Annotated in this window: 9 protein-coding genes; all 9 read left to right on the forward strand. The window is 37.9% G+C overall.

Annotation, left to right across the window (positions count from 1 at the left end):
- Nucleotides 1-3: 3 nt before the first annotated feature.
- The 9 genes from E0W68_RS10875 to E0W68_RS10915 all read left to right on the forward strand — a co-directional run bounded on the left by E0W68_RS10875 (nucleotide 4) and on the right by E0W68_RS10915 (nucleotide 16,484).
- Nucleotides 4-681, forward strand: a complete 678-nt coding sequence (locus E0W68_RS10875; protein WP_135219460.1) for a CIS tube protein — start codon at nucleotides 4-6, stop codon at nucleotides 679-681.
- Nucleotides 681-2,477 carry a type VI secretion system tip protein VgrG gene (gene vgrG / locus E0W68_RS10880; protein WP_135219461.1) on the forward strand — a complete coding sequence of 599 codons (1,797 nt, stop codon included), beginning with the start codon at nucleotides 681-683 and terminating at the stop codon, nucleotides 2,475-2,477. Before E0W68_RS10875 ends, vgrG begins: the two co-directional genes overlap by 1 nt.
- 12 nt (nucleotides 2,478-2,489) lie before the next feature.
- The gene (locus E0W68_RS10885; RefSeq protein WP_135219462.1) at nucleotides 2,490-2,789 is read left to right on the forward strand and encodes a PAAR domain-containing protein; all 300 of its coding nucleotides are present in this window, start codon (nucleotides 2,490-2,492) and stop codon (nucleotides 2,787-2,789) included.
- Nucleotides 2,782-3,213: a GPW/gp25 family protein gene (locus tag E0W68_RS10890; RefSeq protein ID WP_135219463.1), complete on the forward strand. Its 432-nt coding sequence runs from the start codon at nucleotides 2,782-2,784 to the stop codon at nucleotides 3,211-3,213. Before E0W68_RS10885 ends, E0W68_RS10890 begins: the two co-directional genes overlap by 8 nt.
- Before the next feature lie 3 nt (nucleotides 3,214-3,216).
- On the forward strand, nucleotides 3,217-6,870 hold the full coding sequence (locus E0W68_RS10895; RefSeq protein WP_135219464.1) for a hypothetical protein: 3,654 nt from the start codon (nucleotides 3,217-3,219) through the stop codon (nucleotides 6,868-6,870).
- Nucleotides 6,867-9,281, forward strand: a complete 2,415-nt coding sequence (locus tag E0W68_RS10900; RefSeq protein ID WP_135219465.1) for a hypothetical protein — start codon at nucleotides 6,867-6,869, stop codon at nucleotides 9,279-9,281. Before E0W68_RS10895 ends, E0W68_RS10900 begins: the two co-directional genes overlap by 4 nt.
- The gene (locus tag E0W68_RS10905; protein ID WP_135219466.1) at nucleotides 9,274-13,479 is read left to right on the forward strand and encodes a contractile injection system tape measure protein; all 4,206 of its coding nucleotides are present in this window, start codon (nucleotides 9,274-9,276) and stop codon (nucleotides 13,477-13,479) included. The genes E0W68_RS10900 and E0W68_RS10905 overlap by 8 nt, the downstream gene beginning before the upstream one ends.
- Before the next feature lie 118 nt (nucleotides 13,480-13,597).
- Nucleotides 13,598-15,616, forward strand: coding sequence for a hypothetical protein (locus E0W68_RS10910; protein ID WP_135219467.1), 2,019 nt, complete (start codon nucleotides 13,598-13,600; stop codon nucleotides 15,614-15,616).
- A gap of 22 nt (nucleotides 15,617-15,638) precedes the next feature.
- Nucleotides 15,639-16,484 carry a hypothetical protein gene (locus E0W68_RS10915; RefSeq protein WP_135219468.1) on the forward strand — a complete coding sequence of 282 codons (846 nt, stop codon included), beginning with the start codon at nucleotides 15,639-15,641 and terminating at the stop codon, nucleotides 16,482-16,484.
- Nucleotides 16,485-16,516 lie beyond the last annotated feature (32 nt).

The following is a 16,516-nucleotide window of genomic DNA, read 5'->3' on the forward strand; positions in this document are numbered from 1 at the left end:
CGTATGAGTGCAAGTTTAGAATTAATGCAGATAACAGGATATACCGACGAGAATTTTAGTGATGCATTCTCGGGGCAGCCCTATACCTGCATGATAAACCCTGACAACATAAAATGGCAAAAAAACATTGAATATAACGATCAGCAAGCACCAAATACCAGCTCTGCATCGCAAAAATATAAAAGCACTCCCAGCGATAAGCTCAATTTTGAAATTGTTATCGACGGAACGGGTATCATCGACCCTAAACGAACAGATGTAAGCAACGAAATAGCAACACTCGAAAATATAATATTTACCTACAATGGTAAAATACACCGCCCCAACTTTGTAAAAATACAATGGGGAAAAAGCTTTATTTTTAAAGGAGTACTCATTTCATTTGATATCTCCTATACCCTTTTCCGACCTGACGGCAGTCCGCTAAGGGCAAAAGTATCTTTAAGCTTCAGCCAATACATTGCCCCGCAAACAGTACAAAAAAACGACAATCAGCAATCGCCTGACGTAACCCATTTGGTAACTGTAGAAGAAGGTATGACATTGCCACAGCTTTGTGATCAAATATGGGACGATGAAAAATATTATATACAAGTGGCTGAATATAATGGGCTAAATAAATTCAGGAACCTGTCAGGCATACAAAAATTAATTTTTCCACCCATAATACAACCCTCATAATGGCAAATAACACTGCACAAACCGGAGATACCGCTACTTTTAACATAAAAGTGAAAAATAGCGACATCCCTGACACAATCAGGGTGTTATCAGTATATGTGGAAAAAAGAATAAATCGTATTGCTTATGCAAAATTGGTAATACTTGACGGTGATGCGGATGATGAAACTTTCCAAACCAGCTCATCATCAACCTTTGTACCCGGAAATCCTATAGTTATAGAAGCCGGGTACGACACTAAAAACACAGCTATATTTAAAGGCATAATAACAGGGCAAACCATACGTGTAGATGCACTGGTAGGCTCGGCGCTGGAGGTAGAATGCAGGGACGAAGCCATAAAAATGATTGTAGGCAGAAAAAGCCTCTCTTTCGCAAAACAAAAAGACAGCGATGTTATTTCATCTATAATAGGCAAATATTCAGGAATATCGTCTGATGTATCGAGTACCCCAACCACTTGGCCCGAACAGGTACAGTATTATGCCACCGATTGGGACTATATTATGGCTCTTGCCGAAAATAACGGAATGGTTGTTACCGCTTTTGATAATAAAGTTTCGGTATTTAAACCTGATGCCAACACAAGCTCGGTACTAACAGTTAAATACGGCGATGGATTGATGGAGTTTAATGCTAACCTGCAATCGATATACCAACTGGAGAATGCAAAGGCTAATGCTTGGGACTACAAAACCCAAGCAATAATTAACGGAGAGGCTAAAAACAGTTATGCCGGAGCAGGAAATTTATCAACAAAAGAACTATCGGGCGTAGTAGGATTATCAGAATATCAATTGCAAACAACTGCTCCGTTAGAGAGTCCCGACCTCACAAATTGGAGCAAGGCACAACTGGTAAAAAGTGAATTTTCTAAAATACAGGGCGAAGCCAAATTTCAGGGAACAAGTACACCAAATCCCGGGCAATATATTACACTGGCAGGATTGGGTGACAGGTTTAATGGCGATCATATAATGTCAGGTGTTATACATGATATTTCCGACGGTAACTGGATTACTAAGGTAAACATTGGGTTACCATTCGGCTGGTTTACCGAAGAGCCTGACGTGGTAGCACCACCGGCATCGGGGGTTTTACCGGGAGTAAGAGGATTATCTATAGGAACGGTAAAAAAAATGTATGAAGACCCTGACTCACAATACAGAATTTTGGTTGACGTACCCCTGTTTGACCCAAACGGCGAAGGGATATGGGCAAGGCTTTCCAATTTTTATTCAACCAGTGGTGCAGGGGCATTTTTCCTGCCCGAAGTGGGCGACGAAGTAGTATTGGGCTTCCTGAACGAAGACCCCCGCTACCCTATCATCTTGGGCAGTATGTACAGCAGTACCAAAATAAAACCTTATGAGGGGTTAAACCCTAATGAAAAAAACTCCATAAAAGCCATTGTTTCCAAATCGGGGATTTCAATAGAATTTGATGATGAGAATAAAATATTAACCGTAAATACTCCGAATAAAAATAGTGTAATACTCAGCGATAAGGACAAACAAATTACCATGAAGGATGAAAACGATAACAGCATTGTACTTTCCTCAAGCGGTATTAGTATAAAAAGTCCTAAGAGCATTAGTATAGAAGCCACCGAGAGTGTAAATATAAAAGGCACACAAGGTATAAAAGCCCAGTCCTCGGGTGGGGATGTAGCCATTAGCGGTATGAACATTAAAGAGACTGCCGATATGGAATATTCTGCCGAAGGCAGTATGACTGCAAAGGTTACCGCAGGAATGCAGCTTACCCTGAAAGGGGCAATGGTAATGATTAATTAAAAAAAGAAGTTTATGCCACCAGCAGCACGATTGACCGATTTTCACGAATGCCCTATGGTAACACCCGCCCCCGTGCCCATACCCCATGTGGGTGGTCCTGTAATAGGACCGGGCGAACCTACTGTACTTATTGGTAAACTACCGGCAGCGCGCGTAGGCGATATGCTGGTTTGTGTAGGTCCGCCAGATAGTATTGTAAAAGGATCGATGACGGTAATGATAGGCGGTATGCCCGCAGCAAGAATGGGCGATATGACTGCGCATGGCGGAGAAATAGTTTTAGGCGATTTTACAGTAATGATAGGTGGATAAACAAAATAACGAAATAGAGAACCATTTTTTAGGTGTAGGCTGGGCCTTCCCTGTAGCATTTTCGGCGGGAAATCATCGGCTGGAACAAAGCTGGTATGAGGATAATGTAAACGATGCCATAAACATCATTTTGCAAACCAAGATGGGAGAGCGCACTATGCTGCCCGATTTTGGCTCGGGGATGCAACAATATTTTTTCAGGCAGATGAATGCCACACTTAAAGGGCAACTTGAGGATGCTGTAAAAACAGCATTGCTGGAGCAGGAACCCCGAATTTCGGTACAAAGTGTTACAGCAACCTATACCGATATGCAAAACGGACTGGTAGAAATATATATTGACTATATATACAACCAAACCAATACGCGACATAATTATGTATATCCTTTTTATGTAAAAGAAGGAACTAATATTAACAAGTAATGTATGCCAATAATTGATCAATATAGTGCTATTACAGCCCAACAGGAAGCGCTTGTTCCCTCCCCTCGTCTTATAGACGGAAGAACGGAGAAGGACTGGCTCAGCTTTTTATCGGGGTTTGCCTCACTGGTCAATTTTTATACTAAGGATAATCAACTGTATGGTAACTGGCGCCCATTTTTGCTAAAAGACCCTTTATTTTTAACGGCAACCATAGCCGGTACTCCTTTTAAGCGGTTGCATACGCTGTACATCAATACTGTTAAAAATCTAAAAAGCCTGATAGCAAACCCTATGGCGGGCAGTCTTTTTAATCAGCTTTTTGACCAGCTTAATGATGTGTTTATGTACATCAAGCAATGGATTGGTTTTATGCAGTCGTCTGATGAAGAATATGCTCTCAAAAATTATATTATTCGTGAGTCAACCATAAACATAAGTCCCTACTTTTGGGCACTTAACTCATTACGTCAAAACCTCTACTTATATTCATCCATAGAGGGTATTACCCCTGTAAATCCATCTCGGTTTCATACTTTATCGGATTATCAGGAACAAGTATGGCGAAAAAACAAAGACAAAATTCCGTATTGGGAGCTTCTTCATTTAAAACATCCCATAACCGAAAATACGCGTCCTGAAATATTGAGTGCCATTACCAATGCAGGTGATGTATTATTTCGCTTTTTTCATACCGTAATTCATCATGCTGATGTTGAATTTGAGAAAATAAAAGCCGAAGTAAGCGGTTATCCTGATACGGTATTATTACGCTCTTTTGTAGATTTACTGAAAATCCACCAAAGACAGCTAAACGACATAAGTCAAAAACACCTTCGGTTTTATTATGACGATATTTTAAAACAAACCCGGCAGGGTGTGCAGCCTGACAGTGCATTTGTATATGCTACATTAAGTAAAAAAGATGTGTATGCACTTGCCGAAGGGACTTTATTTAATGCGGGGCTGGATGCGCAAAAACAACCTATACTTTTTGCGGCTACCCAGAATGTGTCGTTAAACCCCGCAATAATTACAGATGCTTTTACACTGAGTATAGCCCAAAATGGTTTAGGGTTTTATACCCCTTATATTGAGGATATACCTGAACCATCGACCATTAAAAAAGACCAAACAGGAAAAATACAGTCATGGCAAACATTTGGAGGTGGCAGTACTGAAACGGCTGTTGAGGGTAATTTCGGCATTGCCTTTGCCTCGCCCATGCTATTACTAACGGAGGGTAGCAGAACCATAACATTATCATTTAATTTCACCTCGACAACCGACCTTAGACAATTAAAAAATGCCTCCTACTATTTAAGTACCCAAAAAGACTGGCTGGATGTTACAAAACTTATTGTACTCCCTAATTTTCAGCCTTTCGGCGAAAGCCAACAAGTAATAATTACGCTGGCAGCTACAGTGCCTGCCATAGAAGGTTTTGCAACCAACCCTGACGGCATTACTGCCGAGTGGCCGCTTGTTAAAATAGTTTTTAATGCTGTTTCGTCGCCCGCCACACCCCCTGTTTTAAACTCGTTGGGTATAAATGTAGCGGTATCGGGTATAAAAACCTTTCAGCTTTATAACGATTATGGTGCGCTCAGTACCAAAAATCCTTACCCGCTTTTTGGTCCTGCGCCTGCATGCAACAGCAGCTTTATTATTGGTAACAGCGAAATACTGAGTAAACCGTTTAACTCGCTGTATTTTGAACTGGACTGGGATAAACTCCCTGGTAATTTTGCAGATTATTATGCAGCATACAATACCTATTTTGAGGATTATAAAGAAAAAATAAAGAAAAAAGTAGGCTTATGGAAACGAATAACAGGCGGAGGGAGTAATGATAATGCAAATGATGATACTATTTTTTCCTATACTAATTATTGTTTCACGGTAAATTTTCAATTGTTACAAAATAGTAATTGGAGCAGTATAAGTATGGTTAAAATACAAGATATAACCGTAAATGATAGTAACACTATTACCCCTGCTCCTTATCCTATTGATTCGGATGCCTCACAACCTGATGATGAACTTATATTATTCAGCACAGATGATACTACCGTAGAGGGGACACTTACAAATAAGAGTTTTTTTGGTTATATCGCAACCAATGATACAGAAACAGGTAACCCCGCTATACAGTTAGTGCCGCTTAAATATACCGATATAAGCCGATGGGGATTTATAAAAATGGTATTAAATAGTCCTGAGTGCGGGTTTGGGGCTGAATTGTACCCAAAGGTAGTTTCGGATATTGCTTTAAAAAATGCCAAAATACTAATTCATAATGCTGAAAGTTTATTTGGAACATCAAAAAAGCCTATCGAACCATCGGCTAATATTCCTTATACTCCAAAATTAGATAGTCTAACAGCCTATTACACCGCCTCTGAAACTTATGTATTTACTGATACTACTCCACAAGCTGCATTGCAATGCTTTATATACAGTCCTTTCAGTAATTATAAAGTGTATGACCTTTTAAATAACAACGGCTCGGGTATTGCGCTCTATCCTGCCTATACCGATAAAGGCTATCTGTATATAAAAATGGATAATGTACTGCCACTAAATACGCTTAGCATCTATTTTGAATTATCGGGCAGTTATGATGGCGAACCCGATACTGAACCAATCAATTATTATTACCTGAGTGCATCGGATTGGAAAACACTGCCCTTGCTTGCCGATAGCACTAACAATTTTAGCTGTACGGGTATAATAACCGTGAATATTCCGCAGGATATAAGTAAGGACAGCCCATTGATGCCATCCGGAAGCTACTACATTGCCATTGGGGTAAACAACCCGTCGCAGTATGCACAAACGATACTTATGGCTGCAAACGGGTTTTGTGTGTCGCGCGCTGACATGACGACCTGGAAAGAGAGTAACCAAGTTCCGCAGCTTGCCGCAAATGCCATAACGCAACCACAAACTGCGATACCTGAAATTGCAACTGTTGTACAACCATTCCCCTCTTTTGGGGGTAAAGCAGCCGAAAATCGCAGAGCCATGAACATTCGGGTAAGCAACCGTATAAAAACAAAGGACAGAGTTATTAGCAATGAGGATTATTTCAGGACTATACAAGAGCAATATCCTTTTATTTTTTACAGCAAGCCTGTATATGATACTGACAGTAAAAAACTGGCTGTTTATGTAGTAAAGGCCTATGACAGCCCAACAGATGCTCATGCTTTTTTACCGCAAATAAACAGTTGCCAGAAAGAAAAAATAGCCGATTATCTGAATGCGCGTGCAGCTGCCTTTTCAATGTGTGAGGTGTATAATTTCAGCTTTCAGTATGTAAAGGTAAATGCCTCTGTTATTGTTAGCGAAGGGTATGATTCTTTGGGGGTACAAAAAGCAATTACTACTGCTATTGACTTATTTATATCGCCATGGATTAGCAGCAGCCAACCGCAAATAACAATAGATACAGGCATAACTGATATTGAAATTGCGCGCTGTATATGTAGTGTTGACGGTGTAGTAACAGCCAACAACATATCATTTGTTACATGGGCTTACGGGAAATATCCGGTAAATACAGACCCTGTTACATCGGTTACTCCGGTAAATGCAATAACGCTGTTAGTTTCGTGCATGAAACATCAAATTCTAATTAACTCGGCATCATGAGCAAACTTAATTACATAGTAGATTATCCGCTGCCGACCGACAGGAACTTTAAAGCCCTGAAAGATTTAGGATTGGCTTACATACAGCGGTATGCGGGCACACAATGGACTAACCTTAACGAGAGCGACCCGGGTATTACTATACTGGAGCAGGTGTGTTATGCCCTTACAGAGTTGGGGTATTGTAATGATTTTCCTGTAGAAGATATTTTAACCCGCCCTAACGGAAAGCTGATGTTGGAGAATCAGTTTTTTACTCCCGAAGAAATACTGACTACTGCGCCTGTAACCCCAAACGACTATATAAAGTACTTAATTGACGGGATAGAGCATGTTACTAATGCGGTTATTATTCCTGTTGCCGATACTCCCTATAAACTAAACTCGTATCAAGTATATTTACAATTTAATGAAAGTGTTTCAGGAAATCATACTACTGTTAATGAGCGGTGTACGGAAGCTTTTTATTACCTCAACAAGAGCCGAAACATTGGTGAGTTATTTTTAAAGCCTCAAGTTTTAAAGCCGAAGGCTTATACCATTTCAGGATATATAAATTTAAACAGCAGTAAAGGTTTAAGCACCATAGTAAAAAATATTCAAAATCATATTCGCCAGGCAATTTTTCCGGATGTCACAACCGAAGGATATACACAACTGGATGCCAAAGGTATAGCTATTAACGATATTTTTAATGGTCCTTTATTAAAAACGGGATGGATACCCACCTCAGCATTAGGCAGTAAAACAAATGTACTTACTACTATTGCCATAAGTACCATTATTACAGAATGTATAAGTGTGTCATCTGCATTTATTACAAGTTTTGATGATAAAGACGGTGTGCGCTCTCAGGCAAGCAGTACAAGTTCTGAAATTTTGAATATCAACCTGACTGAATCGTTAAATAGCGGAAACCTCAAGCTATATTATAAAGGAAAAGAATTATCATTGCTTACTCCTGAAAGTCAAGACTATAAACTACCTATACCCGATAAAAATATCCTGCCGGGTGCAGGACAACAGGTGCAAACCACAGTTCCTAAAGGCAGGTACAGAGATATTAACACCTACTATTCCATACAAAATACATTTCCCGAAATATATGCTGTTGGAGAAAATGCAGTACACTATAACACCCCACAGGCACAAATCGCGCAATCCAGACAGTTAAAGGGATATCTTACTTTATTCGATCAAGTATTGGCAAACCAGTTTTCGCAACTGGCAAATGTGGGCAACCTGTTTTCATTTAAAAATACTATCACGGGCATTCCTTCGCAGCGGGAAGAATATTATGCCGTGCAGGATGCTTTTCAAAAAATGCATCCTGAATATCCTGTGCCCTACCTGAGTTTTTCGGCAACCTACTTTTATCAAACGCTGTATGATGTACCGAATATAAGAGCATTATTAAAAGATAATGGGGTATTTAACTTTGGTATCGAACCGGAACGCCCGAAAGAAAAAGAAGAGAGCAGTTGGCAAGCCTATAAACATGACCCTTATAATGCTTATTCGTGGGGATTGATGCAACTGATGGAGGATGAAGAGGATAACTTAGTGCGCAGGAACAGTATATTAGATCATTTACTGGCTCGTCATGGCGAATCGCCCGAAATAATAACAACAATTATAGACAGTACTGTATATTCGGGCAACTATCTTAAAGATCAGGTAATTTTTAAAAGCCTGTACCTGCAAAACCTCGATTTACTTTCATACAATCGGCAAAAAGGATATAACTATCAGGAAGCCGATAAAATTTTGTTAGAGATTCCGAACGAAGTTCCTAAAAACTTTGAATATCTGATTTTGGGAGGGTATGTAAATGATTTTATATTCAATTCGGAAAAAATTGATGCTTCCGAAAAACTTACCTACCAGGATTTTATCAACTATTCCGGTATAGAGCTAAAAATAAGCCTGCTTTTTGGGTTGAAAATTTTATATAAAAACTTTATCGCAAGTTCCATTCATACTATTGCAAATAACGTGTTCAGCAGGATTGCCTTTTGGATGATTACACAACGGTGCGGCTTTATTTTTATCGAATTGCCGCTGCTTATAAAAAGCCTTTATGATAATGATATAACGAATGAATCAGAAAATATACTCAACAGCAAGTTTAACCCCAACAGCGTATTGCTGTTATTTCCTGATTTTATCCCTGAATTTACGACGAATGATTTTAATAATCGATTAACACTGTTCCTGCAAAATTCAATTTCGCTGCATGTCGGCTATGAATACTTAACAGTTAGTTCGGATTTATTAGAAAAAATTATTCCTCTATTTTCCTACTGGCATAACAGCCTGAGGTATAGTCAAAAACCGATAATAGAAGCACATGAAACAGCCAAGTCGCTTTTAAAATTAGTGAACGAACTTAAATCTGATAGTTATGAATAAAAATCATCTGATATCGCGGTTTAAGTGGCATACTTCTTTTGACAATAAGAATAAAGGATTTGAAGTGCAGGAACGTCTTAGCGCATGGAGTCAAAACTTTATGCCCGGTACTATTACAGAGGTTTTTGACAAAATGTGCCCCGGTGAACAAACATGGAGAATACCGGTACTGGAAGTAGATTTAGGCACTATAAACTTTGACAATATGGAAGCCGAAATGGCTTTACAGTTGCAAATAAAACTACAGGAGCTATTAAGCGACATGATATTATATCCTGCAAACAGCAGTACCAAGCTGGATATATACAACGAAAATATGTCTTACCTGCAACTCATAGCTACATTTTTACAACATGGTTTTCTTCCCTGGACACATAAAGCGGAGGATGGTTCTATTAACCAAATAGTGGCAAACCAGTTACAAAACAATAGGTATGAAACTATAAAGCAACTGAGAGAGCTGGGAGTTACCCACGAGAACATTAGAAAAAGGATGGCATGGCAGCTTAATGACCAAAATATAGTAACGATAATAGAAGGGCTGGAACCCAGTTACCATAAAGAAATTATTGACTTTTCGGGCGAGCTTAATAAAATTCAGCAGAAAGAAATAATTGTACAGGCAGATACCCGCGATTTTAAAAAACACGTATGGCTTTGGATATTAAATTATCTGCTTACGGAAAACGGAAGTGTTTTTAACAGGCTGGCTTTTGCCAAAAGCAGTATCATGCAAATGGCATCGCACTATAACATAAGCTATGAGGTGCTGCTCAATTTGATTATGGAAGCCGTAGAAACGGTAGGTAAAAATCACGGTATAAAAACAAGTTTTTTACTGATACTTACTATGCTTAAGGAAGAGCGTACCGTAAAAAAACAAACTAAAGTTATATTGTATAAACCCGATACAGATTACTGGACTGTTCTTGAAAAAAACTTAAGAAACCTCGATGTTATAAAATCAGAGGAAGAATGGAGAGCCTTTAATGATTTATTGATAAAACTGGAAAGAGAGGATAAACAACGACTGAAACAGATAATAACTAAAGCTTCTGAAAAAGGTATAAAATGGCAGTTGACAAATAAATACCTGAATGCAACTGCGCTTGAAACCGTATTGGGTTTATATACCGACGCAGCAGATGCAACAACGTTAACCCACACCCTGAACCTGATTAAACAGTTTTGCAATGAGTTAAACATACCCATAAGCCCGGAAGAAATAGCCGTGATTGGGCTACAAATACTCACAAAGCATAAAAATAAAACAATCGGTAAAAAAGAGTTTTTAAATGCTGTACTTATCGAAGTAAGTAAAAAAACACAAACAGATATAAGTATCCTGCTTTTACAGTTTGTAAGAGCTAAAACATTTACATCCGAACGAAATATATACACCTTACAAACTTACAGGCATATACTCGAATCGCTTTCGGAAAAAGAAGTAACGCAATACCTTATACAAAGTCAGGAATTAGAAGAAATCGGAGCGCTGATGAGCAACCTGCATTCTGTTAGTGCCATTGATAAAGCCCGTTTTATTTCATTGAAAAAAGCGTTAATAGAGAGCATCAACGTCCAACCGGAAAAAATGCTTGAGGTATTACAGACCTATCCAAAACAGGAACAACTATTGGGATGGATACCTCAATTACTGAACAATAATACAATGGTAAAGTTAGTGCAAAGCACGAACAAAAAAGCAGCCGATGGTATTACCTCTGTACAACGGATGGCAACCATAATAGCTAAAGACAAAAAATATACACTATTAGAGGAAGTAGCAGCAACCCATTTACCTGCCATAGGATTAGAGTTACTCATAACCCAAAAAGCATTTAACCCTGTTGCATTTATAACCACGTTATTAAAACGTTTTTATAATGTGTTGCCACAAAATCAGCATCTTGGGTTCATCGGATTAGTACAACGCTTGTACAGAGAGCGGATAATAACCGAAAGTACGTTACAAACCCTGACAGCAAAGCATATAATTACGGTGACGGAGTCGCCTTTGGAGCAGGTATTGGAATTAATAAACATGGCTACTAACCAAAAAACAGCGGTAAGTAAAATACTGACTGATAACTTTAGTAATAATGATATTGCGAAGCTAAGAAAATCAGGAAATAGAGAAGGCGAAAAAGTAATTAATTATCTATTACAAGGAGGTTCATCTTTGCTCAACAAACTGGTAAAAGAATATACAATTTTATTATCAGGGTATGTAAAAAACAAATCGGAAAACAGACTCAAAGAAGAGCTTAGAGTGTTGTACTGGAAATGTTTGCTCGACTATAAATCACATAGAAGTAATACAACCGCTTTCATTAATAACTTCAAGCAAACTATAGCTATACGTTATCCATATAAGGGTACAATACCAAGACTCACATCACGCCAATTTTCATCTAAAACAGGTGAAAAAGGATTGGTTTTGAAAGATGGTACAATTATATCGCAAGGCATACTCATTCAACTGATTGAAGAAGGGTTACGATTAGGAACAACAACAATAAAACATGAAAATAGGCAATACTATTTTGAAGAACTGCTTGAGCTGGCAATACAATGGTTTCCATCTGATGTAAGAAAAGCAATATCAAGCACAGTAATCTCAAAAAAAAGTATTGACTTACTGATACAAACAACCGATTTTATACATTTTAATCATTTTATTTTACAGGACAAGACCGGCAAAGCACAAGAAACATTAGAAACCATAATATCGTTATACCAACTGTTTACATCGATAGTAAACGGGACATTATCTGAAAAAATAACCCGGTTGTACTGGACAGTATCCCGAAAATTTATTACTGATAACAGCCTTTCAAAAAGTGAACTGGAAAAATTAGTTACTGATACTCTTACGCTGCTTTCGGTAGAAATGACTGATATAAAAGAGCGTATTGCCATCAAAATCAATACAGGAGAAATCTCAGTATCGGCAAGTACAAAACAGCTTTTATCGCACCATATTACTATTCCCGTTCTACTTACAAAAAGCAGTTCTATAAAAGTTAATGGTATACTCCTGAAATACAAACGAAAAGGGTTGTTATACGACCTTGCTTATAGTATTATCATACACAAACAATTACCTGTAGCGTTGGGTACTGCGAAAACTAAGGAGGTAAAAACACTATTGAACGAATTGATAGTACAACATCCTCATGTTTTTATTTCGGTAATAAAGCGGGAACTTATACCTGAAACACAACTGCAATGGCTGAGTGAAACAGTAGATTTTAGAGTACTTATAAAATCAATATCCTATTTAAATAATAGTAACAAAAATAACCTGACTATGTTACAGCAACTCTATTACGGGATGGTGAATGTAACATTTACAGGCACATCTGTAAAAGCTTTGCAGGAATTGCTTTTCAGGAAGTTAATAAAAGTATGGGCAAGCGGTAACTGGAAAATTATTTCACCCGGTAACCTCTGGAACGAACTGCTATGGGAGTGCAATATAAAGCTGGGTATAGCCCCTCATATATTTATACAGCAAGTAAGTACAAATCTGTCGTGGTTACCCCCTGCCCTTCGCGTATCGTTCAGGCAAGTACAGCAACAATATAATGAAAGCTATACCAAAAAAAGTGAAGCAAAAACGCATACCATAACAAAAACTGCCACAAACAAACTACCCGAATCAGAAAAAAAATTAAACGATACCGTGAAAGAAATGATACCTGTAAAAAACGCAGGAGTAGTACTCCTTAACAGCTTTATACCGATGCTTTTTGAACGCTTAAAGCTAACAGAAAACAAAAGGTTTATTAATAATACAAAACAGGATGAAGCCGTACATTATATACAATACTTAACTACAGGACTTACTCATACCGAAGAACACTTCCTGCCACTTAACAAAATTTTATGCGGTTTGACACTCGATGAACCTGTATCCGATGGTATTACTGTATCGGATAGTGATAAAGCTACGATTACAGGTTTACTAAAAGCAGCCATAGGCTATTGGACAAGTATAGGCGAAACTTCGGTTAACGGGTTCAGAGGGAACTGGCTGGTACGAGACGGGTTACTCTATGAGCAGGAAGACCGTTGGGAATTAACTGTAGAAAAAAGGGCTTATGACCTGCTGATACACAAATCTCCTTTCTCATTCTCCATCATAAAATACCCATGGATGGATAAACCACTTCATGTAAACTGGAACTATTAAAAAATATATAAACGATGCAATTATTAAACCTAAAATACCGATTAGACAGTAGTTAACTTCTAGTAATACTACAGCCAATTTTATAAATTAAAAAATTAATCCATAAAAAATTATAATTATGAATACCTACAACGAAAATCTCCGCTCGGCAATAGTGAGCTCTTTGCAAAGCCAGAATGCGGACCAAAAGGATCTTAAATCAAAACTAAATGCTTCTATGTTTTCGCTCTATCATGCAGAAGGAGCAAGTATTACGGCTGAAGAAAAGCTGGAACAGGCTAAAAAAGATCAGGATGCCAAAGCTGAAATAAAAAAACAAGGTGTAGCCAACAGCAATGCTTCCAACAACGAATTAAAATCGGCAACACAAGCTGATGCTTTTGTAAAACAATCCATAAGTAATGCCGCCGTATGTGCTGCCAACGTGCAAATTTCCGCTAATGCCGTAACAAAACTTGCCGGCGATGTGGGAAATATATACAGTATAATAAACGCTGCTGATTTTGATACTGATATTTATGCACAGGCAAAAGTTATAAATGAATTGATGAATGATACTGCCTATGGTGCAGAGTATAACTCGCAACTGGCAATGGAAACCTCTGCATTAACTTCAGAAGTTTCATCAGCAGTGGTATTGAACGAGTCAAAAAATACTAATACCGCCATTAAAAATTTATTAAAAATAACTTCGGATGAGTATGATACTGCCTCACAAGCGGTAGTGGATGATAATACAGCACTATCATTAGCTAATGCCAACGAAAAAGACATTGAAGGGAACTTTAAATACCTTACTGTAGATAGTGGTGCAGCAAAAAGTGCTTACGACTCTATGAACAAAGAGTTAAACCAGCAGTTGGAAGTACTGCTGGATGATAAATCTGACACCAGTTTTAGTGTACATTTCAATAAAATACTTAACCCTTTTTATGACAATGTTGATCCTGTAAAAAGCTACTATCTTTTTATAGTAAAAGAGAGTAAGAGCAATACATTCTCCATCTCCAGCGCAGAGGGAATTATAGCTAATCAAAGTCGACGTTTTGTAATGGTAAATGTACCGCAACAAGATACCGCCATACTAAATACAGTAGCTATTACAGGAACAAATGTATCGGTACAAAACGATATGATTACTACACAAATAAACTTTCTGAATATAGACGACGGAGAAACTTTATTGGACACCGAAGGGAATACTATAACACTGGGCGATAACTATGTAGTTTTCCTTATGGCAGTATATACCGATGAATATAAAAGAAGCATCAATAATTTTAGCGATTTTATCTCTGCTCCTTCTCTTCCGTTTGCTATCACAACCTATCTTAATGCGGTAGAAAATGATGATATTACGGTTACGCCTCAAGAAAAAGAGAAAACTGAAAACGATATTAATGATGAGCAGGAATTTACAGCGTTCCTTAATCAATCCAATAACGGACAAACTGAAAACAGTACAGCCAAAAAACCAAACTACAGCTATAAAATAACATTCGCGGTAGAGCAAAACCCTGTTTATAATGTAGCGTATCGCTTTATGTTATTACCGGTATATAAAGGTATAGGTAAAGACCTGCTTACTGTTAGCGCAATAAATTCTTTGATTAACCAAATGTCTTCTCTCGACCTTATTAATCAGGAATTCGACCCGAAAATTGAAGCACTGCAAGCACAAATAATTGAAACCGAGTTGGAACTGCAACAGGCAGCCTTAGAAAAAAATAAGGATGATGAAAAAAAATTCAAGGCACAGTTGAGTACACTTAATTCCGATTTAGATACCGTAAGTAAAGAAAAAGCCGACCAGATAGAAAGTATCAATTCAACCAGTGAAAGTAATATCGGTTTCCTTTTCAACCTTCCGTTAGCCGAACAAGTACCTGCAGGCAGCTATACTCCTGCAAAACCCGATTCTAATGCTAAAAAATCCCCTCATAAGGATACAACAAACTGGGTAACTTATATCAGTGCCGATACTACTGATAATTTTGGCAACCTCCTGATAGACGGTAACGAATACATCCCTGTTATTCTAACTTCTGCAATTTTAGAAAACGATGACGAAAATCCGTTTACCAACGCGCTGTCAGATTTCAGTACCCGCAAAGCTTTTACTTATAAAAAATTATAACAACCATTAAAAACTTAAAATCATGAGTACTCAAACATCACCACAGATACTTCAAAGAAACCTTTCCTCAAATGGCAGATATGGCATTACCGAAAGAAAAAAAGCAGAAATTGACAGTTTAACACTACAGGTACAGGATGCCCAATATCAGGTAGAACTTTATCAGTCCATAGTTAATTCTATGAATGAAAAAGTTGCCTACTTTCAAAACCTGCTTACTGTAGCCGACAACACGCGCACACAAACTTTTAGCAATCAAAACCTTGTAAACCAGCTTGTATATAACGAAAATGTACTTTTAAAAAACAGTGCAATTACATTTAACGAAATAGAAAAAGCCGAAGCTAAAACCGATGTTCTTGCCATTAATATTAAAATTACAATGGATAAGCTCATATACTGTGTTGAGGTGTTAAACAAATTATCTATTATGGTAATGCGTAAAAAAGCAGTAAATCCGCTTATCTCTGATGATTTGATAAATATGCTTACCACAGCAGGTAAAGACGCTAATAATGTTATATCTCTGGCATTAGTAGCACTCAAATCTACTTTTGCTGCACAGGCATCCAATATGGAGTCGAAATCAGCTATAGAGTTAGGGTATATACAAACGCAAGACATGTTAAAGCTGTTGACTAATGTAACTGTAAGCACAGGTACAGACACTAAAAATATTTCGTTACATGCACTGTTAAACGAAGCCTATGAAAATGCTAAAAATAATTATGCTGTAATAGAACAGGCATTAACAAGAGCCACCAGACAGTTAAATCAGGCACAACGAGACTTGAATAAAGCACAGGTAAACCTTACATCGCTTCAATCAGGGCTTGCCGCAGCCAATGCCGCTGCACTTGCTTCTTAGTAAAATAATTACATTCCTTCCTCCCGTTAATG

The sequence above is a fragment of the Flavobacterium salilacus subsp. salilacus genome (assembly GCF_004634195.1).
Classification (GTDB): domain Bacteria; phylum Bacteroidota; class Bacteroidia; order Flavobacteriales; family Flavobacteriaceae; genus Flavobacterium; species Flavobacterium salilacus.

Excerpts from the sequence above, each read along its gene's own strand:
- E0W68_RS10875 (WP_135219460.1), top strand. The coding sequence starts at position 4 with ATGAGTGCAAGTTTAGAATTAATGCAGATAACAGGATATACCGACGAG.
- vgrG (WP_135219461.1), top strand. The coding sequence starts at position 681 with ATGGCAAATAACACTGCACAAACCGGAGATACCGCTACTTTTAACATA.
- E0W68_RS10885 (WP_135219462.1), top strand. The coding sequence starts at position 2,490 with ATGCCACCAGCAGCACGATTGACCGATTTTCACGAATGCCCTATGGTA.
- E0W68_RS10895 (WP_135219464.1), top strand. The coding sequence starts at position 3,217 with ATGCCAATAATTGATCAATATAGTGCTATTACAGCCCAACAGGAAGCG.
- E0W68_RS10900 (WP_135219465.1), top strand. The coding sequence starts at position 6,867 with ATGAGCAAACTTAATTACATAGTAGATTATCCGCTGCCGACCGACAGG.
- E0W68_RS10905 (WP_135219466.1), top strand. The coding sequence starts at position 9,274 with ATGAATAAAAATCATCTGATATCGCGGTTTAAGTGGCATACTTCTTTT.
- E0W68_RS10910 (WP_135219467.1), top strand. The coding sequence starts at position 13,598 with ATGAATACCTACAACGAAAATCTCCGCTCGGCAATAGTGAGCTCTTTG.
- E0W68_RS10915 (WP_135219468.1), top strand. The coding sequence starts at position 15,639 with ATGAGTACTCAAACATCACCACAGATACTTCAAAGAAACCTTTCCTCA.